The 18,178-nt window shown below is 62.6% G+C and carries 19 protein-coding genes; 7 read left to right on the forward strand and 12 right to left on the reverse strand.

All coding sequences use genetic code 11. The annotated features are described in order from the left end of the window. The first annotated feature begins 5 nt into the window (after positions 1-5). Both BB347_RS15035 and hjc read left to right on the forward strand, forming a co-directional pair. The gene (locus BB347_RS15035; RefSeq protein ID WP_076582675.1) at positions 6-830 is read left to right on the forward strand and encodes a CPBP family intramembrane glutamic endopeptidase; all 825 of its coding nucleotides are present in this window, start codon (positions 6-8) and stop codon (positions 828-830) included. Between the two features lie 69 nt (positions 831-899). Beyond that, positions 900-1,421 (forward strand): Holliday junction resolvase Hjc, encoded by a 522-nt coding sequence (gene hjc / locus BB347_RS15040; RefSeq protein ID WP_076582673.1) that lies wholly within the window; start codon positions 900-902, stop codon positions 1,419-1,421. 64 nt (positions 1,422-1,485) lie between these two features. Here the strand turns inward: hjc and BB347_RS15045 are convergent, their stop codons facing one another. Beyond that, the gene (locus tag BB347_RS15045) at positions 1,486-2,118 is read right to left on the reverse strand and encodes an SWIM zinc finger family protein (RefSeq protein ID WP_076582672.1); all 633 of its coding nucleotides are present in this window, start codon (positions 2,116-2,118) and stop codon (positions 1,486-1,488) included. A 291-nt stretch (positions 2,119-2,409) separates the two neighbouring features. Between BB347_RS15045 and BB347_RS15050 the strand changes: the two genes are divergently transcribed. Both BB347_RS15050 and BB347_RS15055 read left to right on the forward strand, forming a co-directional pair. Continuing rightward, positions 2,410-2,670 carry a DUF7472 family protein gene (locus BB347_RS15050; protein WP_076582670.1) on the forward strand — a complete coding sequence of 87 codons (261 nt, stop codon included), beginning with the start codon at positions 2,410-2,412 and terminating at the stop codon, positions 2,668-2,670. Positions 2,671-2,714: 44 nt separating this feature from the next. Beyond that, the gene (locus BB347_RS15055; protein ID WP_076582668.1) at positions 2,715-3,119 is read left to right on the forward strand and encodes a hypothetical protein; all 405 of its coding nucleotides are present in this window, start codon (positions 2,715-2,717) and stop codon (positions 3,117-3,119) included. 53 nt (positions 3,120-3,172) lie between these two features. Here the strand turns inward: BB347_RS15055 and priL are convergent, their stop codons facing one another. Next, entirely contained in the window at positions 3,173-4,258 is a 1,086-nt protein-coding gene (priL, locus tag BB347_RS15060) for a DNA primase regulatory subunit PriL (RefSeq protein ID WP_076582667.1), read from the reverse strand. 158 nt (positions 4,259-4,416) lie between these two features. On the opposite strand from priL, the gene BB347_RS15065 reads away from it, so the two are divergent. Beyond that, positions 4,417-5,283 carry an alpha/beta fold hydrolase gene (locus BB347_RS15065; protein WP_076582665.1) on the forward strand — a complete coding sequence of 289 codons (867 nt, stop codon included), beginning with the start codon at positions 4,417-4,419 and terminating at the stop codon, positions 5,281-5,283. A 74-nt stretch (positions 5,284-5,357) separates the two neighbouring features. Here BB347_RS15065 and BB347_RS15070 read toward each other — a convergent pair whose 3' ends face one another. The 7 genes from BB347_RS15070 to BB347_RS15100 form a co-directional block, all read right to left on the reverse strand. After that, positions 5,358-5,678 (reverse strand): HalOD1 output domain-containing protein, encoded by a 321-nt coding sequence (locus BB347_RS15070; protein WP_076582664.1) that lies wholly within the window; start codon positions 5,676-5,678, stop codon positions 5,358-5,360. Positions 5,679-5,879: 201 nt separating this feature from the next. Continuing rightward, positions 5,880-6,623: a DNA polymerase sliding clamp gene (locus BB347_RS15075; RefSeq protein WP_076582662.1), complete on the reverse strand. Its 744-nt coding sequence runs from the start codon at positions 6,621-6,623 to the stop codon at positions 5,880-5,882. A gap of 291 nt (positions 6,624-6,914) precedes the next feature. After that, positions 6,915-7,157, reverse strand: coding sequence for a hypothetical protein (locus BB347_RS15080; RefSeq protein WP_076582661.1), 243 nt, complete (start codon positions 7,155-7,157; stop codon positions 6,915-6,917). Positions 7,158-7,269: 112 nt separating this feature from the next. After that, complete coding sequence (locus tag BB347_RS15085) at positions 7,270-7,776, reverse strand: hypothetical protein (RefSeq protein ID WP_076582659.1); 507 nt, start codon at positions 7,774-7,776, stop codon at positions 7,270-7,272. Between the two features lie 111 nt (positions 7,777-7,887). Continuing rightward, on the reverse strand, positions 7,888-8,541 hold the full coding sequence (locus tag BB347_RS15090; RefSeq protein ID WP_076582658.1) for a dienelactone hydrolase family protein: 654 nt from the start codon (positions 8,539-8,541) through the stop codon (positions 7,888-7,890). A 115-nt stretch (positions 8,542-8,656) separates the two neighbouring features. Continuing rightward, positions 8,657-9,754 carry a non-hydrolyzing UDP-N-acetylglucosamine 2-epimerase gene (gene wecB, locus BB347_RS15095; protein ID WP_076582656.1) on the reverse strand — a complete coding sequence of 366 codons (1,098 nt, stop codon included), beginning with the start codon at positions 9,752-9,754 and terminating at the stop codon, positions 8,657-8,659. Next, positions 9,755-10,831, reverse strand: a complete 1,077-nt coding sequence (locus BB347_RS15100; protein ID WP_076582655.1) for a DUF354 domain-containing protein — start codon at positions 10,829-10,831, stop codon at positions 9,755-9,757. A 667-nt stretch (positions 10,832-11,498) separates the two neighbouring features. Between BB347_RS15100 and BB347_RS15105 the strand changes: the two genes are divergently transcribed. Both BB347_RS15105 and BB347_RS15110 read left to right on the forward strand, forming a co-directional pair. Further along, entirely contained in the window at positions 11,499-12,248 is a 750-nt protein-coding gene (locus BB347_RS15105) for a hypothetical protein (RefSeq protein ID WP_076582653.1), read from the forward strand. A 77-nt stretch (positions 12,249-12,325) separates the two neighbouring features. Then, positions 12,326-13,111, forward strand: coding sequence for a 23S rRNA (uridine(2552)-2'-O)-methyltransferase (locus tag BB347_RS15110; protein WP_076582651.1), 786 nt, complete (start codon positions 12,326-12,328; stop codon positions 13,109-13,111). Between the two features lie 46 nt (positions 13,112-13,157). Here BB347_RS15110 and BB347_RS15115 read toward each other — a convergent pair whose 3' ends face one another. The 3 genes from BB347_RS15115 to BB347_RS15125 all read right to left on the reverse strand — a co-directional run bounded on the left by BB347_RS15115 (position 13,158) and on the right by BB347_RS15125 (position 18,066). Next, complete coding sequence (locus BB347_RS15115) at positions 13,158-13,334, reverse strand: ribbon-helix-helix domain-containing protein (protein WP_076582935.1); 177 nt, start codon at positions 13,332-13,334, stop codon at positions 13,158-13,160. 102 nt (positions 13,335-13,436) lie between these two features. Then, on the reverse strand, positions 13,437-15,533 hold the full coding sequence (locus tag BB347_RS15120) for a cation:proton antiporter (RefSeq protein WP_076582649.1): 2,097 nt from the start codon (positions 15,531-15,533) through the stop codon (positions 13,437-13,439). A gap of 172 nt (positions 15,534-15,705) precedes the next feature. Beyond that, positions 15,706-18,066 (reverse strand): twin-arginine translocase subunit TatC, encoded by a 2,361-nt coding sequence (locus BB347_RS15125; RefSeq protein WP_076582648.1) that lies wholly within the window; start codon positions 18,064-18,066, stop codon positions 15,706-15,708. Between the last annotated feature and the right edge of the window lie 112 nt (positions 18,067-18,178).

Genomic DNA, 18,178 nt, shown 5'->3' on the forward strand with positions numbered 1-18,178 from the left:
GGGGTATGGAGACGCCTTCCCGCTCAACTGACACCGATCGAGATGGTGCACCGCTTCGATCGACGCTCGTCGCCATCGGGCTGACGGTCTTCGGCCTCCTCGTCGCCGAGTTCTCGACGCTTCCGGCCTTTTTGTACGATCCAGCATTACTCGAGGGACTCGGGGACGCCTCGGTCGAAGGGCGGGCGCTCCTGTTGATCCTCAACTTCGTCGGCATGGCACTCGCCGGCGTGATCTATCTGGTCGCGACCGGCCGTGGCCTGTCGTGGATCGACCTCCACGTGCCGACGAGAAACGACTGGAAGTACCTGATCGGCGGCAGTATCGGGACGATCGTCTTCCTCTACGTCGTCAGCCTGCTCTTTACTCTCCTCAACGTGCCCGCCGCCGAGAGCAACGTCATGGACATCGTCGGCGAGGACCAGACGATGATCCTGATCATGATCTTCATCGTCTTCTTCTTCAACGCGCCCGCAGAGGAGTTCCTCTTCCGGAACGTCATCCAGAAACGCCTGTACGCGGCATTCACCCGAATGCACGCGGTCATCGTCACGAGCGTTATCTTCGCGCTCGTTCACCTCCCGATGTACTTGCTCACCGGGGAACTCGTCGCAACGTTCGCGTCGCTGACCATCATGTTCGGCGGCTCGGTCATCTTCGGCTACCTCTACGCGAAAACGGACAACCTCCTCGTTCCCACCGCGGCCCACGCCGCGCTCAACGCCTTCCAGTTCGCCATCTTGTATCTCGCCATCGAGTTCGAGATCGAGGACGCGGAACCCGCCCCGTCGATACTACTCGAGGCGATCACGGCCGTTCCGCTCCTGTAGCGTTCCGCAGTTTTCCGCGAGCGCGACGCTGTCCGTTCCTTTATGAGGGCCCGCACGTGAGTGCGGTGTATGTCTCAGGCGAAGGGTGACCGCCGCGAACGCGAACTCGTCAACGAACTCGACGAATCCGGATTCGCGGTGATGCGCGCACCCGCAAGCGGTTCTGCGACGGAACGAGAACTCCCCGACGTGCTCGCCGGTGACGGTGAGGACTTCTACGCTGTCGAGGCGAAATCGAGTTCCGGCGACCCGATCTATCTCACCGGCGAAGAGGTCGAAGCGCTGATCTACTTCGCACAGAACTTCGGCGCGAAGCCCCGTATCGGGGTTCGATTCGACCGCGAGGATTGGTACTTCTTTCACCCCGGCGACCTCTACGTGACCGACGGCGGCAACTACCGAGTCAAAAAGGAGACGGCCATCGCTGAGGGCACCGACTTCGCGGAGTTCGTCGGCCGCTCCGAAAAGGTCACCCTCGAGCAAGTCGGCGACGAACCCGACGACGGCCCGGACGAGGACATCCTCCGCGTGCTCAACGCGGTCGAACAGGGTGTGATGGACGTCGAAGAAGCCGCCGAGTTGCTCGAGTAGCCCTTACGACGAGGTCGTCACCGAAGTCGACCCTCGAGCATGCTCGAGGGTCGCGTCGGCGTTTTCAGTCCGCTTTCTCGAGTCGCGTCCGCGGGAAGACGTAGACCTTCAACGAGTCCGGAATGACGCCGTTCGTGGCAACCGTCGCGTGCGGGTAGATAGCCCCGACAACGGGCACGTCTGGTTCGTAGCGCTCGTTCGTAGCGTACTCGGCGACGGAGGTGTCGACGGCCCCGATCTCGACGGCGTCGGCTCGAAGGTCAGAGACGTCGACGACGGTGAGTCGATCTCCCGTTTCGCGGTCGACGACCGTCTCGCCCGGCCAGACGGTGTGTCTCGAGCAGTAGGCGGGTCCGTTTACGGCGTCGTCGTCTTCGGGGACGAAGAACGTCTTTCCGCAGTCGTGACACTCGACGGCGAGTTCGCCGGGTGGCGGCGTCCGGCCGTCGGTAATCTCGATGGCGACGCGGCGAATGTGCTTACAGCGCGCCTCGCGGAAGATATGATCCGGGCAGGTACAGCGGGCGCTCTCGAGGTCGACGAGGTAGGTGTGGTCACTCGCCGATTCGACCTCGTAGAGCCCTCTCCCGAGTGAACGGACGGACATAGCCTCGGATCGAGCGCGGCGGGACCGTCCGTCGAGGTGCTCGCGTGACGGTACTGGTAGTGGCGTTTTCGGTGACGCTGTTGTGTTCATAGTGCGTCGAAGTGATGATTCGATCAGCGACGACCGGCAGTGCGCAATGGCCCTCCCGGCGTCGTGATCTGACGGCAGGCAGTCGGCTGGCTATTCGATAGTGGTAGGGTCTCGAGCGAAATAACGGCCGCGCCGGCGAGTGCTGGCACGGATCTTATATGCCATTTTCCGAGGCCTCTCCCTGAATTCGGACCCGAATACGGCTACCGATCGGGTGTCCCTGCCGGTTTCTTTCGTCCGCCCCACGTCCTTCGAAGCGCTTTTTGCCGGGCCGCCGAAATCGATCCGATAATGCTCGAGCGTGACCGAATCATCGAAATCGTCGTTGCCGTCTCAACCGTCCTCCTGATGCTCGGTACGATGATCGGAATCGGTTCCGAATACGGTGGCGACAACGGTGCCCTGTCGGCCGACGGCGGCGAGATGCTCGTCTTCGCAATTATCGGCTTTATCCTCCTCTTGACGCTCGTCGGCATCGCCCTCGCGTTCGTGATGAACGAACCCGGAGACGGTCTCGAGACCGACGACGCGGACGCGAAGAGTTCGGCCTGAGTACTCGACGCTAGCTTTTTCACTCTCTACCGCTGACACGATGTATGGATAGCGGTGATACCCGGTCGACCTCGGAACACCGGACGAAATCTCGATTACGGCCACTCGCCGTTGCAACGATTTTCGTCCTTCTCGTGTCGTCCGTCCTCTTCCGTACTATTTCCGGCGTCGACCCATTCGTCGCCGTCGGGCTGGTTGGTGTGCTCGCAGTGTTCGTTCTGGTGCTTCTCTGGTGTCTATCCGGAACGACTGCGTCGGAATCTGATTCCAGTGACGACGCCGATGACGATTCGGTCGATGACTCTGACGTCTGGAACGCGATTCCGTCCTGGCAGTACGAGGGCCGACACGTCGAATCCGGTGGTCTCGCTCGAGGCGAACAGGAACGAGCGCTCGAGGACATTCAGCGACAGGCGGACGAATTAACGGACGATCAGTCTCATAAGTGATCGCTCGAGGGGTCGAAAAACACTCGCACACTCGCGCCAGCGACGTTCGCCGGTCAGTCGCCACTCGCTTCTTGTCCGTCGTCGCCGTTCGTCTCTCGCCAATCTTCGACTTCGTCGTCGTCAGCCTCGTCGATTCGCTCCTCGTAGTAGGCCATCGGGTGGGGAATGCGCTCACAGAGGTCGTCTTTGTTCACGCAATCGCCGTAGGACTTCATGGTCGCACACGATGGTGGCGAGTACTCCGTCGGCGAGGTGTCGCCGCGGATGTGGTCCGTCTGATAGCGCGTCATCTCCTCGCCGAAGGAGGAATTGACCCGGTAGAGATCGACGATTTCGTCCGTCGACATGCCGATACTCGCGAGAAACGCCGTGATCGCGAACCGCGAGTGGTGGGGCAGGTGCTCGCCTTTTTGAACCTGATCGAGGAGCGCCTTCATACACGGCGGGAAGAGGTCGGGAACCACGGTGTCGATCTCTCGAGTGAGATCGAGTTCCGAGAGCACCTCGCGTATCTCGTCGGCGTCGTCCTCGAGCGCGCTCGCGATTTCGGTCGGCACGTCGAATGGGAGGCCGTCTTCGATCCGGCTTCGAACCGCTTCCTGTAACAGCGTTAGCAGTTCGCCATCGGTTACCGGCACCTCGCCGTCGGCTAGTGCGCGATTAACCAGTCGCCACTCGTCGCCCCAGCAGTCCTCCGCCAGGAGCAGGTACGTCCCGACGTCGATTCGGTAGCCGTCGGGCGTCTCTCGAATCGGCTCCTGGAGGTCGAACTCCGCGAGAACGGTCTCGAGGTCGAGACCGGCGGACTCGACGCTCTTGAGTTCGGTCGTCTCCTCGAAATCGTCCGTGAAGCGTTCGTAGGCGCTTTCGGCTTCCGTACGAGCGTACTTTCGCACGAGCACGCGCTCTTCGACCATCGAGACGAGCACGCGGGCCACGGGATACGAAAGCAACTCGGTCCGGGTCTCTCGCCGTGGCTCGCCGGTTTCTCCCGCCTCGAGTGCCGCCACGACGCGCTCACGGGCGCGGTCGACCACTGCCCGATCCTGTTCGACGATGGTGGCCAGGTCGACGGCCTCCGTCGCCACGGCGTCGCGGGCGGCCTCGAGGAACGGGTACCGGGCGTGCAGTCGCTGCATCGGTAATGTGGTGTTACTCCGCGAGGTTAAACCCGCTGATTGTTCGTCGATTCTCGAGTGGGAGTAATCGACGATTGAAATCGGTCGTCGCCCCTGTGAAATGCTCACACTGCAGTCGAGGGTCGAATTCAAGGGAGTCCGACACGTCAGTCTCGAGTATGCCACGGGCCAACAGCGACGGCGTGTCGATTTACTACGAGCGCGAGGTGGGCGATGGCGCACGGACGCCGGTCGTCTTCGTGCAGGGACTGGGCTACGGCCGCTGGATGTGGCGATGGCAACGCGAAGCCGTTCGCGACGACGTCGACGTGATCGCCCCCGACAATCGGGGAACCGGGCGCTCTGACGTCGGCTTACCGCCGCTCGTTTCTCGGCTTCCCGGTCGGATTCGGACGCCGCTCATCTTCAAACTGGTCGGCTACTCCATCGGCGGACTGGCGGCCGACCTCGAGGCGGTACTCGAGGACGCGGGGATCCGCGAGGCGCACATCGTCGGCGCGAGCATGGGGGGGATGATCGCTCAACGCTACGCCCTCGAGTACTCCCGGGCGAAGACGCTGACGCTGTGTTGTACGAGCCACGGCGGCCCGGATGCCGTTCCCGTTCCCGAGGAGACCCGAAAACACGTCTTCGACACTCCCACGGGGGCGAGCGAGCGCGAGAAACTCCGCCATCGAATGCGTCCGGCCTTCTCCGAGCGCTTTACGAATCGGAATCCACACCTGATAGATCGTATCATCGAGTGGCGACTCGAGCAGGATGCCGGCGAACCGGCCCGCGAGGCACAGGCTGCGGCCGTCCTAAACTTCGACGTGAGCGACCGACTCGAGCGCCTTCGTGTCCCCACGCTTGTGCTTCACGGCACCGACGACCAGGTCGTTCCGGCTTCGAACGGATTGTTACTCGAGGAAGCGATTCCGAACGCCCGCCTCGAGCAAATCGAGGGCGGGTCACACCTCTTTTTCATCGAGGATGCATCGCGGGTCAACGAGGAACTGCTGGCGTTCCTCGCGGAACACGAGTGACGCTCGGCACGCTCACCGTCGACGCTCTTGAGGCGCTCGGTACACTCGAGACGCTCGCTACTCGAATCGCGGGCTCACTCGGGGTTCGGATTCGCCACGGTCGACTCTCCGATCAGTACCCGTCCGTCGCTTCGGACGCCAACCTCGAAGCCCGCGTAGGTGAACCAGAGTTCGTGCTGACCGGCCTCGCCGGAACGGCGAGCGTGTTCGACGAGCGAGTCGAGTGCGTCCGGGTCGACGACGTCGTGAAGCGGCGGTAACTCGAGCGAATCGGTCTGACTCACCGCTTCGACGGCAGTGACGACGGCGACGCTCGCCCGCTCGCCGGCGTCGGGGTCGAACGTCGAGACGTACCGTTCGTTGTCGGGACCGTGAGAATCGTCTGGGGAGGGCATACTCGTCCATTCTGTGATGGAACGGGTAGGGCGTTACCTTCCTATGTGTTGTTTTTAAGTACTGACCGGTCTCGGTCGGTGACCGTCGGTCGAGATTCTGACTCACAAGGTTTTACACAGATATACCGTTGAACGGCGACAGAGAAACTCTCGATAGCGACGTGGGCTTGGATGTAGAAAACGGCGAGTGTTCGCGGTCGCTTACTCGCTCTGGATCCGCGGGGCGAGCATGTAGGTAACCTGTCCGTCCGCTTCGGCGAAGCCGAAGTAGATCTTGACGGGGAACTCCTCGCCGAGTTGAAGCGTTACTTCGGTGTCGGCGGGGATCGCCTTGTCCATGTCCTTGAGATAATCGAGCGAGAACAGCGAGTGTGCCGGACCGACCTGCAGGTCGATCAGGTCCTCCTGGGTCAACTCGAGGTGGACGTCGTCCGTGTCGCCTTCCGCGTTGACGTAGAAGAACTCCTCACCCTCGTCGACGCCGAGTGCGATGTGGTCGGAGACCATGTCGGCGGCCTTGACCGAGCGGTTGACGTCGCTGCCCTCGAGGACGACTTCCGCTGGCAGATCGAGGTCAGGAATGTCCGGCTCCTGGCGGATGGAGTCGGGGTCGATGAGCGCGAGCGTGTACTCGAGCCCGTCGATCTGGATGTGGAGTTTACGTGTCTCTTCGTCGAGTTCGAACTGGATGAGCTGGCCGGAACCGGCCATGCCTGCGATGTCCTCGAGGCGAGAGAGGTCGACACCGATGAGTCCGCCGTCGGCTTCGTAGGATTCGAACGCCGCGGCGTCGAGCGAAAGGTCGACCATGCCGACGTTGGCGGGGTCGACGGCCCGGATCTCGAGGCCGTCTTCCTCGAGGTGAATTTTACACTCGTCGACCAGTACGCTGATCGAATCGAGCGCACTGGTGAGCGTTTCCGCGCTCACGATGGCCTTGAACATATAGCAATGGGTACGAACGGTCGGCATAAAAAGGCACCCTTTACGCGCGGGCGGATGACACCAGTGGGGCGGGAGGGAGTGCCATTGAAGCGGATTGGTGTGAGACGAGGGAGCGTTCCACTCACCACACTGGCACTCTTCGTCGAGGGTCGGTGGTCGCTCTTCTTGATACGGTCTGCTGTACGTCAGTTCCGGTGCAACCGCGATCGTCCTGTGGGTACACCGACACGTCGGGGCAGCAAACTGTATGAGTCACCGTTTCGAGTTAGTGTCGGCGGCTCCCGTCGGTGCTCAGTACTCGCCTCGGAGGTGGATCTCGTCGTCGGTGATCTCGCCGATTGCGTCGTTTCGAAGCGGGTACGTACTCGCCGTATCCGATCCCCAGCCGAGTCTCGTCTTGAGTTCGCCGCCCAGGTCCTGATTCGGTTCGACGTAGGCCGTCCCGTCTTCGACGTCCATGACGATGCCGACGTCGGTTCCCTCGCTGTCGACCACGCGCTTGCCGCTCTCGTCCGTCGTAATCTCTGCGCCCATAGATGGCTGTCCGCCACTCGGCGGGATAATTGCTCGGCCGGAGTTCGCAACTGTCCTCTCTCGAGCCGGCAGATGGGACGTGAAATCCCGACTAAATTCCACAGCCGGGTATTTACTCGTCGACGTACTCCTCGAGTTCGCTCACATCCGTTACGACGGCGAAGACGATGGGATCATCTGCGTCAGCGCCGCCAAGCGCGATAATCAGCATTTCTTCGTCCGGATCCGTCACCGAGACCGATTCGGTTTTGCTCGCGTCGCCCTCGATTTCGTCGTCCAGTTCGAGTTGCACCTCGTAGTCGCCACTCGCTCCCCAGACATCGCCGTACTCTACCTGCGAGTCCTCGTTTTCGTCGGTTTCCTCGAGGTCGAACGACTCCTCGAGCACGACGCCGTCGTCCGGGGCAGTGATCTGTAGCGTCCCGCTTACCGGAGCGGACGTATCGTTGAGTACGTTTACGTCCTCGAGGACGAAGTCAGCAAACAGATCCATCAGTGTTGCACAGCCAGCGAGTGAGACGACCGACAGTGTTCCCCCGACCGCAACGACTGTCCGACGTGAATACGCGTCCGTATTACTCCGATCCGTTTCGCTCGCGGCTGGCGTTTTGGCATCCATGCCATTTCATTCAGTATTTACACATTAAACTTGTCGGATAAGAAACCACATCAGAAACTAGTCGGTCAACTCACGGCCCCCTCGAGCAGCGTCCGGACAGCCCGTCCGACGTTAGGCCGTGGACTCGAGATGTCTCACGAACCAGTCGGCGGCGTGATCGGCAACCGCCTCGAGTTCCCCCTCGCCCTCGAAGAGGTGGCCCGCTCCCTCGACGACACGCAGGTCGGCCTCGGCCGTGAACGCCTCGAAGACCCCCCTGTTCAACTCGAGGACCGAGTCGTCGTCCCCGCCGACGATCAACAGCGTCGGGGCGGTGAGCTCGTCGGCGACCTCGGCGGCCAGGTCGACGCGGCCGCCCCTCGAGACGACGGCGTCGATGTCCGTCTCTCGTCTTGCTGCACCTCGCATCGCGGCCGCAGCGCCCGTGCTCGAGCCGAAGTAGCCCAGCGAACGCCCGCTCGCTTCGGGACGCTCGCGGAGCCACGCTGTCGTCGCGACGAGTCGATCGGTGAGTAAGTCGATGTCGAACCGTGTCTCGCGGCTTCGATCCTCTCGTTCGGTCAGCAGGTCGAACAACAGCGTTCCGAGCCCGCGCTCGCGCAGTCGCTCGGCGACGAAGTTGTTTCGCGGGCTGTGCCTGCTGCTCCCGCTGCCGTGGGCGAAGACGACCACTCCGCTCGCGTCCTCGGGGACGACGAGGTCGCCCTCGAGCGTCGCGTCCGGCAGGTCGATTTCGGTCACGGTGGACGAGTCGTCGGCCGTCATGGGCGATGGGTCCGCCGTGCGAACGGTTGACTGTTGGGGTGAGAACGGCAGGCCCGCTGACGGCTCTCCCGGCCGTCCTCGGATGGGTACCGCCTCGAGTCGCCAGCAACCCGTATCAGTCGCTCGTCTGTGCCTCGAGTTCGTCGGTCTCTGCTTCGCGCTCGAGGATTTCGGCGATTTGCTGGCTCGCGTTGCCGTCGCCGTAGGGATTCGGCGTCGTCTCGGGCCACTCGTCTTTCGTCAGGGCCGTCCGGATCGCGTCGGTGTCCGTGCCGACGAGTTCGTTCCAGCCGCACTCGGCGGTCTCGACCCACTCGGTCTCCTCGCGTAGCGTCACGCAGGGCGTCTCGAGGAAGAAAGCCTCCTTCTGGACGCCCCCGGAGTCGGTGACGACGCGCTCTGCGGCGTCGAGCAGGCGAACGAAGTCGAGGTAGCCGAGCGGGTCGACGAGTTCGAGGTCCTCGTCCGCGCGCTCCCAGAGGCCGTAGGATTCGAGGCGGTCGACGGTTCGGGGGTGAATCGGGAGGACCACCGGCTGTGAGGCGGCTGCGAGGCCGTCGAGAATCGACTCGAGCTTCTCGCGGTCGTCCGTGTTCCCCTGTCGGTGGACGGTCGCGAGGATGAACTCGCCCTCTTCGACGCCGAGCTTCTCGAGTACGGCCGTATTGCCCGCGACTCGGTTTCTGACGGCGAGGACGCTGTCGTACATCACGTCGCCGGTCATGTAGACGCCGTCGGTGATCCCTTCGCCGGCCAGCGTCTCGACGGCGTTCTCGCTGGGCGCGAAGCAGTACTCGGAGGCGTGGTCCGTCAGCACCCGATTGACCTCTTCGGGCATCTCGCGGTTGTAGCTGCGCAGGCCGGCTTCGACGTGGGCGACCTCCATGTCGAGTTTCGAGCCGACGATGGCTCCGGCGAGCGTGGAGTTGGTGTCGCCGTAGAGCAACATCACGTCCGGCTCGGTCTCCTCGACGACCGGTTCGATCTCGGCGATCATCTTCGCGGTCTGGCGGCCGTGGGTGTCCGACTTGACGCCGAGGTTGTAATCCGGTTCGGGAATCCCCAGTTCGTCGAAGAACACGTCGGACATCTCCTCGTCGTAGTGCTGGCCGGTGTGGACCAGTATCTCCTCGCCGACCTCCCTGAGCGCACTCGAGACGACGGCGGCTTTCACGAACTGCGGGCGCGCACCGACGATCGAACAGATCCGCATCTAGTTCACCCCCGTCGCCGTTCCCGCGGTCGGTTGCTGTTGTCTGTCGCCGTAGGCGGTCGCGATGTTACAGAGCAGCTCCGTCAAATTGTCCATGTCTTCGACGTACTCGTCGCGGCGTCGTTCCCAGCGATCCGTGGACGACTCGTCCGCGAGCAACTCCTGGGACTGCTCGAGGACGTCCTCGAACGACTCGAGGTTTCGGACGAGTCCGTGTTCCTCGAGTTCGATGAAGTTGCCCATATCCTCCTCGCCGACGAAGGAGTTGGATCGAATCGCGGGCGTGCCGAGCAGTGCGGCCTCCGTCACCATCGTCTGGGTGTCCGCGACCAGCAAGTCGGCGTGGGCGAGCGCGTCGTGCATCTTCGCCGGGTGGAGGTCGAACGACTCGGCCGGGAGATCCGAGAACTCGAGGTCGCCGGCTTCGTCCGAGACGAAGACGGTGGCGTGTTCGGACAACTCGGAGAGCAGCCGTCGGCGCTGCTCGAGCGAGAAGCCGCGCTTGCCGACGTCGTGGTGGCCGTTGAAGGCGTTGAGCCGGACGATGGCGTACGGTTCGTCCGCCGCCACGCCGAGGTCGTCGCGAACCGACGGATCGGGCTCGAAGACGTCGGGATGGAGGTACGCCGATTCCGCGACGCCGTTGAACTTGTAGTGTTTGCTTCCGAGGTCCTTTCGGAAGGCGGAGGGGGTCAAAATCGCCCGCACGAACGGTCTCGCGACGACGTGGTCGTAGGAGGTCTCCGAGTCGAGGACGGCGATCGCGGGCGTCCGCGAGAACATCCCAGCGGCCGCGGCGTAGGGTCCTTTTCCGAAGATGACGTCCGGATCGAACGCTCGAACGCGACGGGCGATCGTATAGAGGTGCGACGGCAGTTCGTAGGCGAGTGAGTGCAGCGACTCGCTTCGCTCGCCGTAGGTCTCGTAAGGCAGGTCGTGATACGAGAGGAGCGATTCGGTAAACTCGTCGCTTCTGGCGAAGACGAGAACGTCGTGGCCTCGCTCCTCGAGGCGCGTAACCGCGTGTTTGTACTGATGGACGTGCGCCGGTGTGTTATTGAATATCAAGCAATTCATTGGATACTCACTGCTCGGGGTGGACGTATGCTCGCTTCTGTGACACCTTGTTATGGCTGTTGTACGCGATGAACGTATCTTTCGACAGAACTATTTGAGTAATAATGAAACTGCGCTGACTCGACCGCGCCTCGAGCCGGTCCAATTCGAGGAATTCATGGGTCTGAGGGCTTGAAAAGCAACAATGATTGATCTCACTCGACCCGTGACACTCCGGGGGCGTGACGTTTCGAGCGACACAACTCGAGAATTCTGTCGCTTCTCACATACGAAATCGGTCACGTTTTTCGTCCGATCTCATGACAGTTTCTATCATTTTACATTCACTGAATTGATTATGTACGCCGAGGACAACACTCGCGGGACCGTCGGCCACCCCGGTCGCCGTTCGGTCGGCAACGACCCGATTTCGGCCACAAACTGGCTCGGACACCGCAACCCGCCACGATCTGGGAGTACACCGTCCGTGCTTTGAACCACCGGTCGGTATCGGCGAAAGCCGCCAATACGCGCCGGAAAGATTCGAATACTCTCGTCCGGCACTCCTTACATCGCGTTCGTGTCGACTACCGATAGAACGCACCGTCGTCCGTCCGAGCGCGTCCGCTGAGTCGGCCCGTGGAATGCAGGCAGGACTCGCTTCCGGCGGGTCCCGGTAGGTCGTGGTATGAGCCCAACGTTCACGGACGACGACGTCGGAAAGTCGATCGAGACCGCCACGGGCGACCATCTCGGCGTCGTCGCCGATACCGACCCGGAAACGGCCTACGTCGTGCCCGCGGAGTCGGTCACCGACTCGACGCGAGCGGCCCTCGAGTGGGACCGCGGGACGGACGAGACCGTTCCGCTCACCGACGACGCCGTCGAGGAGATTACCGACGACGCGATCACGCTCGAGTCCGACTTTCCAACGGAGACGATTACGTCGGCGAGCACAGCCGACGACGAGTCTGGGAGCGAGCCCACCGATTCGGACGCGCGCTCCGACATCGGCGGCCGGGGAAGCGGCGACCACGATCCGGGTGAACCGGTCGCCTCGAATCCAACGGAACCGGCACCCGACGACGGTCCGACCGCTGGCACCGATCCAGACGTGTCCGCCGCATCGGAACCGATGGTCGAAGACGACGGGTTCTACGACACCCCCGAAGCGGACGCGCGAGTCGACCCCGACGCCGAAATGGAGCCTCCTGCGGAGGAAAACCGCGAGTCCGAGGGGTATAGCGAGCCGGAGGGTTCGGTCGACGAATCCGAGGAGGACTCGAGCCAGGGCGGCGACGTGGACGTCGACCTCGACGAGGTGACCGAAGGAGACCCCGAGGTGGACCTCGAGCCCGGTGAGGACGTCGGGCGGCGCGATCAGCCGGGGTCCAGCCGGTCGGCCGGCGACGATTCGGGCGACTCGAGCGAGGAGTGAACCGCGAATACGCGGATCCCCATCTCGCCACACCTATCCGTTCTGGACCGCTAGCCCTGTTTCAAGAACACGCGATTATGGCCCGAAAAGACGACTACTACAACAGAGCGAAACAGGAGGGCTACCGTTCGCGGGCGGCCTACAAACTCAAACAACTCGACGACCTCGAGAACGTCATCGATGGGCGTGACGCGGTCGTCGACCTCGGGGCCGCCCCCGGCGGCTGGCTGCAAGTTGCCGCCGAGAAGGTCGGCCCAAAGGGGACCGTCATTGGCGTCGACCTCCAGCGAATCAAGGACCTCGAGGACCCGGCGCTGACCGATCAGGTCGAAACGCTCCGCGGGGACATGACCGAAGACAAGACGCGAGAGCGCGTCGTCGAGGCCGCCGACGGCCCCGTCGACGTCGTCATTTCGGACATGGCGCCGAACATGTCCGGCGAGTACTCCCTCGATCAGGCCCGCTCGCTGTACCTCGCGAGACAGGCCTTCGAGACGGCACTCGAGATCCTCGACACCGGCGGCAACTTCGTCGTGAAGGTCTTCGAAGGGCCGGACGTGGACGACTTCCGGGAAGATATCGAAGACGAGTTCCAGTACGTCCGCGCCACCGCACCGAAAGCCAGTCGCAAGGAATCCTCCGAGATTTACTTCATCGCCAAGGGCCGGCTCACGGCCCCCGTCGCCCCCGGCGACGAACTCGAGGTCGAGATTATCGACGTCGGCAGCGAAGGCGACGGCATCGCCTCGATCGACGGCTACCGACTGTTCGTTCCCGGAACCTCCGAAGGCGACGTGCTCACCGTCGAAATCGAGGACGTCAAGCCGAACTTCGGGTTCGCGCGGCCACTCGAGGAGGAATGAGAGACAGCCGCGAGTGAAGACGGCGGCCGCGTAGCGCGACTATCGGTTATTCGTCGGTCTCGAGGCGGTCGTGTCGGTCGTCGATTTCGTCGAGAATATCGAGGTTCTTTCTGATCGACGCGCGGATCGCGTCACTTCGGTTGACGAACTTGCCATCGTCACCGACGTGCTCGTCGAGGTCGTCGAGCAGTTCCTGCGGTATTTCGACGCTGATCTTCGGCATGTGCGTCGTCATTGGGTGGGGGGATTCTTAACAGCCCGTGACCGTCTGCGTTCTCCACCTCGTCTCGATTTGCTCCCTTCACTGTCTCTCGTTCTGCATTGCTCATCCCATCTCGAGGAAGCGACGTTTGTCGGAGGTGTCCTCCTCGGACGGATAGGCCACGACGACGTTCTCGGCCTCGAGCGCCGCGAGCCGACCCGGCAGCGATTGGAGCCGGTTTTCCCAGCCGCGGCTGCCGGGACGCGGGCTGAGGGCGACGACGAAGTCGTTTTCGTCGACCCGTTCGTCCATGGCGTCGTCGAATCCGTCGCCGACCGGAACGACGTCGACGGTCGTCGTCGTCTCCGGCTCGATAGCGTCGACGAGCTGTGCGTAGCGTTCGGGGTTGCCACCGACGACGTAACACTCGAGGTTGACGCCGAGTTCGTCGGCGACCGTCTTCACGGTGTGCATCGTCTCGTAGAAACCGGGGTGGGAGGCGATGTGCGCGGGCAACACGCAAACGACGCGCTCGGAGACGTTCAACGGTTCGCGAAGCCTCGAGACGAGCACTTGCACCGTCGTCTGCTCGAGAACCTGTTCGACGATGTCCCCGAAGAACCGGGAGCCAAAGCGTCGGGAACTCGCCCAGCCGAGGACGGTAGTGGTAATTCGTTCGTCGAGCACCGTCTTCGAGATACCGTCGGCGACGCTCGTTTCGACGCGGGTGTGGGTTTCGACGGGAACCTCCGCGCCGGCGACGTGTTCGGCCGCGTGCTCGAGGTGTTCTTCGGCGTCGGCGACGTCGGTCGCGGTTTGGGCCTGTTCGCGTTGGTCGGTTCGACTCGCTCTGAGTCGCGTGGGTCGTCGGTTGACGACCGTCAGGGCTCGCAACGGTTCGGCGTCGCCCGCGGTTTCGCGGACGAGCATGCCGAAGTCGAGGAGTTGGTCCATCGTGTCGCGATTGCCCGCGAGGGGGACGAGGACGCGCGTCGGTTGGTCGCCGGGGTCGTACTCGGCATCCGCTTCGGCGTCGACGATCTGGCGGCCGTAACGTTTCGAGAGCGCCGGACTGAGGAAGCTGACGACGAGGATCATCAGGACGACGCCGTTGACCATCGTCTCGTCGAAGAGGCCGAGATCCTCGAACCCGATGAGGGTGATCGCGAGCGCGGCCGCGGCTTGCCCCGAGGAGAGCCCGAACATCGCCATGCGTTCGTCGGTCGTGTAGTCGTAAATCTCGCCGGTGACCCAGCTCGCGAAGAGCTTACTGAAGAGCAACAACGCGATGATCGTTCCCGCGATGACGAGCGTCTCGGTGCTGCCGACGACGACTGCGGGATCGACCAGCATTCCCACAGAGATGAGGAAGAAGGGGATGAGGAGGGCGTTGCCGACGAACTCGATGCGGTTCATCAGGGTGCTGGTCGTCGGGATGAGTCGGTTGAGCGCTAATCCGGCGAGAAACGCACCGATGATGTGCTTGACGCCGGCGATTTCGGCGAAGGCTGCACAGACGAACAACACGGCCATGACGAACAGGAACTCGAAGTAACTCTCCTCGCTGACGTTTCTGAAGAACCACCGGCCAAGCCGCGGAACGAGCAGCCAGATACCGGCGAACAACGCGACGAGTCCGACCACGAGCGACACCCAGAAACCGATCGTCAGGTCGCCCGCTGCCGCCCCGGCGACGATCGCCAACACGAGCAAGGCTGCCGTATCGGTGAAGATCGTCCCGCCGATCGCCGCGGTCACGGCCTCGTTCTTCACGATTCCGAGCTTATTGACGATCGGATACGCGAGCAACGTGTGCGAGGAGAAGATGGCGGCGTACAGCGCCGCGGTCATGACGTCGAACCCCAGAAACCAGACCCCGACGGCCATTCCTAATCCCTGTGGAAGGAGAAACGATAGCGCACCGAAGACGAGGCTTCGATCGCGATTGGCGACGAACTCGCCCAGGTCGATCTCGAGGCCGGCCAGGAACATCAGATAGACCAATCCGACCTCGCCGAGTAGGACGAAGGTCTCGCTTCGGTCCAGAAAGCCGAACCCGTTCGGTCCGATCGCCGTCCCGACGACGATGATGCCGATAATCCCCGGGAGTCGGTAGCGTTCGAAGACGAGCGGTGCGACGAGGAAGACGACCATCGCGATCGCGAAGATGATGATCGGATCTTCGAACGGCAGCGTCTGCAGTGAGATATCCTCGAGCATGCGAATCGGTTAGTAGTACGTAAAATTCACAGCAATCGTGTAAAGAACTACTGACTGTTCGCGGACGACACGGGAACATCCGTTCAAAACCGGGCGATTTCCGCCGTCTCGAGGGAGATTCCGAGAGTCTCGAGAATCAGTTGTCGTCGGTCAGCGCAGGGTCAAATCGCCGTCAGTCCGATGCGGTCCCGGCATCCGATTCCGGTTCGGCGGGTTGGTCGGTGCTGCCGCCACCGCCGCCGAACAGTCTGCCGCCACCGGTGAGGACGTAGAGGACGGCCAATCCGAGCATGTACGTGAGCGCGATCGGGATCGCGACCAGCAACATCGTGAGGATGCCTTTCGGGCTGAGGAACGCGGCGGCCGTGAAGATTCCGACGACGATCGGCCGCCAGCGCTCGAGCATCGTCCGGTAGCTGACGATGCCGCCGATGTGGAACAGCGCCATCGTGACGATGATGTTGAACAGGAAGCCGACGCCGAGGGTCGTGTAGATCACGAGCCACGAGAAGCTGTTGATCCGGTAGGTGACCTCCATGCCGTTTTGGACGGCGTCGGTGATGAGATACGAAATCACCGCGGGGGCGAGCCAGTAGAAGCCGATGAACAGGCCGACCCCGAAGCCGGCGAACAGCGTACCACCCCAGACGAGGAACACGCGCTGTGTCCCGCCGCTGACGAGGCCACGCTCCTTGGCTGCTGGCCAGCCCCAGTACATGACCATCGGCAGGATGGCGATAATCGCGAGGATCGTACTCACCTTCACCATGAAGATGAGCACTTCGACGGGGTGTAACGCGATGACCAGCCCGAGGTCGCCGATCAGCTCCGTCGTCGACTCGTCGCCGGTGACGTTCGCGTCGTTGCTCTCTGCGACCTCGAGGAGGACCTCTTCGGGGACGCGTTCGACGAATTGTGCGAGGATCACGCCGAAGCCACCCTGATAGAGCGCGAGGAACGTGCCACCGAGGACGGCCATGAAGACGCCGACGATGTAGATCGTCTTCGAGGTCAGGCTGTCCACGATGAACGCGAGGTCGTAGGCGTAGCCGCCGATGTCGTCCTCGGTCGTCTCGTCTTCGGTGAACGGATCGAGCATCCCTGCAGCGGTGCTCGAGAACACACTCTCTTCGTCCTCGCCACCGCTTTCGGCTGCACCCGCGCTCGCCCCGCTGGCTGCGGCCCCACCACCGCTCCCGTCGCCCGCTTCGTTCGCCCTGGCTCGCTGTTCTTGTAGCGAGTCGAAGCGATCGAGGATGGCCTGAGCCTTGTCCCGATTATCGTCGTACATGGCCTGCCGGGAGTGCTCGAGGGCCTGTTCTTCGTCCATCGCGAGGAAGACCTGCGTCGGAATCTCTTCGATGTCGTCGGTCGAAATGGTGTCGAAGTCGATGTCGTCGGGGTCCTCTGCGGCTCTGATGTCGCCTTCTCGCGGGTACACCGGTGCCTGAAGCACGCGGATCGTGTACACCATGAGCCCGACCACGGCGAGCGTGAGTGCGACGACCACGCCGGCGGCGACGTCACCGAAGACGCCGTACTCGGCGGCGAACGCCTCGAGTCCGAGCGTTCCCTCGGGCCGGTAGCCCTCGGGGAACGCGGGGTAGACGGACTCCTCGAGGTAGTCGAATCCACCGTCTGAGATGAAGACGAAGACTGCAGCGCTCACGAGTATGAGTGCGCCGACGAACTGGTACAGCCGCCGTTTCATGAGGCCGGTGCCGGTGTCGAGTTCGGCGGCACCACGTCGGCGGATGTTCGCGACGATTTTCGCGAGACCGAGGCTGAACACGTAGAGGGCGACGAGCGGGATCGCCCACATGATCAGCGTGAACGGGTCGGGCGGGGAGAACATTGCGCCGAAGACGGTAATCGCGACGATGGCGTGGCGCCACTTGTCCCGGAACGTCTCGTAGGAGACGATTTCGGTGTACGAAAGGACGCTCATCAACAGCGGCAACTGTGCGGCGAGTCCGAACGAGATGGTGAGCAGGGCGATGAACTCGGTGAACTCGGTGATCCCCCAGCTCGGATTGACGCCAGCGTCGTGTGCGACGGTGCCGAGGAAGTCGAACGCGAACGGGAAGAAGATGGCGTAGGCGTAGAAGATCCCGATACAAAACAACACCATCGAGGTCAGCGCGAAGCCGGCCATGTACCCGCGAGAGACCGGGACGACCGACTCGACGCCGCGCTCTCTGAGCGCCTCGCGGGAGAAGTAAAGCAGGGCCGGAATCGCGACGATGATCCCGACGAGTAACCCGATTTTCGCCTGTAACAGGATCACTTCGAAGGGCGTTCGGGTAATAATCTCCGTCGCGTCGGCGACGGTCTGGCCCATCTCGGCTTTCGCCGTCGCCTCGAGGAAGTCCCAGATCCAGACGCGAAGGGCGTAGAACGAACCGACGAAGCCGAGGGTAAAGACGATGAACACCTTCTGCAGATGGGTCTGCGCGCCAGACAATACCGCTCCGATCGTCTCCCGGCCGGTATTGATCGCTTTGGCCGTATCCTCACCGACGGCAGAACTCATTTACTGCCTGTGGCTAACTGACATCCAGTTATCAACCTTTCGAGTGCTCGAGCGTCAACGAGCGGTTTCGGACCCTTGTCGCTCTCTTCGAATGGCCGTAAGAAAAAGGCCT

Source organism: Natronorubrum daqingense (genome assembly GCF_001971705.1).
GTDB classification, from domain to species: domain Archaea; phylum Halobacteriota; class Halobacteria; order Halobacteriales; family Natrialbaceae; genus Natronorubrum; species Natronorubrum daqingense.

Excerpts from the sequence above, each read along its gene's own strand:
- BB347_RS15035 (WP_076582675.1), top strand. The coding sequence starts at position 6 with ATGGAGACGCCTTCCCGCTCAACTGACACCGATCGAGATGGTGCACCG.
- hjc (WP_076582673.1), top strand. The coding sequence starts at position 900 with ATGTCTCAGGCGAAGGGTGACCGCCGCGAACGCGAACTCGTCAACGAA.
- BB347_RS15045 (WP_076582672.1), bottom strand. The coding sequence starts at position 2,118 with ATGAACACAACAGCGTCACCGAAAACGCCACTACCAGTACCGTCACGC.
- BB347_RS15050 (WP_076582670.1), top strand. The coding sequence starts at position 2,410 with ATGCTCGAGCGTGACCGAATCATCGAAATCGTCGTTGCCGTCTCAACC.
- BB347_RS15055 (WP_076582668.1), top strand. The coding sequence starts at position 2,715 with ATGGATAGCGGTGATACCCGGTCGACCTCGGAACACCGGACGAAATCT.
- priL (WP_076582667.1), bottom strand. The coding sequence starts at position 4,258 with ATGCAGCGACTGCACGCCCGGTACCCGTTCCTCGAGGCCGCCCGCGAC.
- BB347_RS15065 (WP_076582665.1), top strand. The coding sequence starts at position 4,417 with ATGCCACGGGCCAACAGCGACGGCGTGTCGATTTACTACGAGCGCGAG.
- BB347_RS15070 (WP_076582664.1), bottom strand. The coding sequence starts at position 5,678 with ATGCCCTCCCCAGACGATTCTCACGGTCCCGACAACGAACGGTACGTC.
- BB347_RS15075 (WP_076582662.1), bottom strand. The coding sequence starts at position 6,623 with ATGTTCAAGGCCATCGTGAGCGCGGAAACGCTCACCAGTGCGCTCGAT.
- BB347_RS15080 (WP_076582661.1), bottom strand. The coding sequence starts at position 7,157 with ATGGGCGCAGAGATTACGACGGACGAGAGCGGCAAGCGCGTGGTCGAC.
- BB347_RS15085 (WP_076582659.1), bottom strand. The coding sequence starts at position 7,776 with ATGGATGCCAAAACGCCAGCCGCGAGCGAAACGGATCGGAGTAATACG.
- BB347_RS15090 (WP_076582658.1), bottom strand. The coding sequence starts at position 8,541 with ATGACGGCCGACGACTCGTCCACCGTGACCGAAATCGACCTGCCGGAC.
- wecB (WP_076582656.1), bottom strand. The coding sequence starts at position 9,754 with ATGCGGATCTGTTCGATCGTCGGTGCGCGCCCGCAGTTCGTGAAAGCC.
- BB347_RS15100 (WP_076582655.1), bottom strand. The coding sequence starts at position 10,831 with ATGAATTGCTTGATATTCAATAACACACCGGCGCACGTCCATCAGTAC.
- BB347_RS15105 (WP_076582653.1), top strand. The coding sequence starts at position 11,499 with ATGAGCCCAACGTTCACGGACGACGACGTCGGAAAGTCGATCGAGACC.
- BB347_RS15110 (WP_076582651.1), top strand. The coding sequence starts at position 12,326 with ATGGCCCGAAAAGACGACTACTACAACAGAGCGAAACAGGAGGGCTAC.
- BB347_RS15115 (WP_076582935.1), bottom strand. The coding sequence starts at position 13,334 with ATGCCGAAGATCAGCGTCGAAATACCGCAGGAACTGCTCGACGACCTC.
- BB347_RS15120 (WP_076582649.1), bottom strand. The coding sequence starts at position 15,533 with ATGCTCGAGGATATCTCACTGCAGACGCTGCCGTTCGAAGATCCGATC.
- BB347_RS15125 (WP_076582648.1), bottom strand. The coding sequence starts at position 18,066 with ATGAGTTCTGCCGTCGGTGAGGATACGGCCAAAGCGATCAATACCGGC.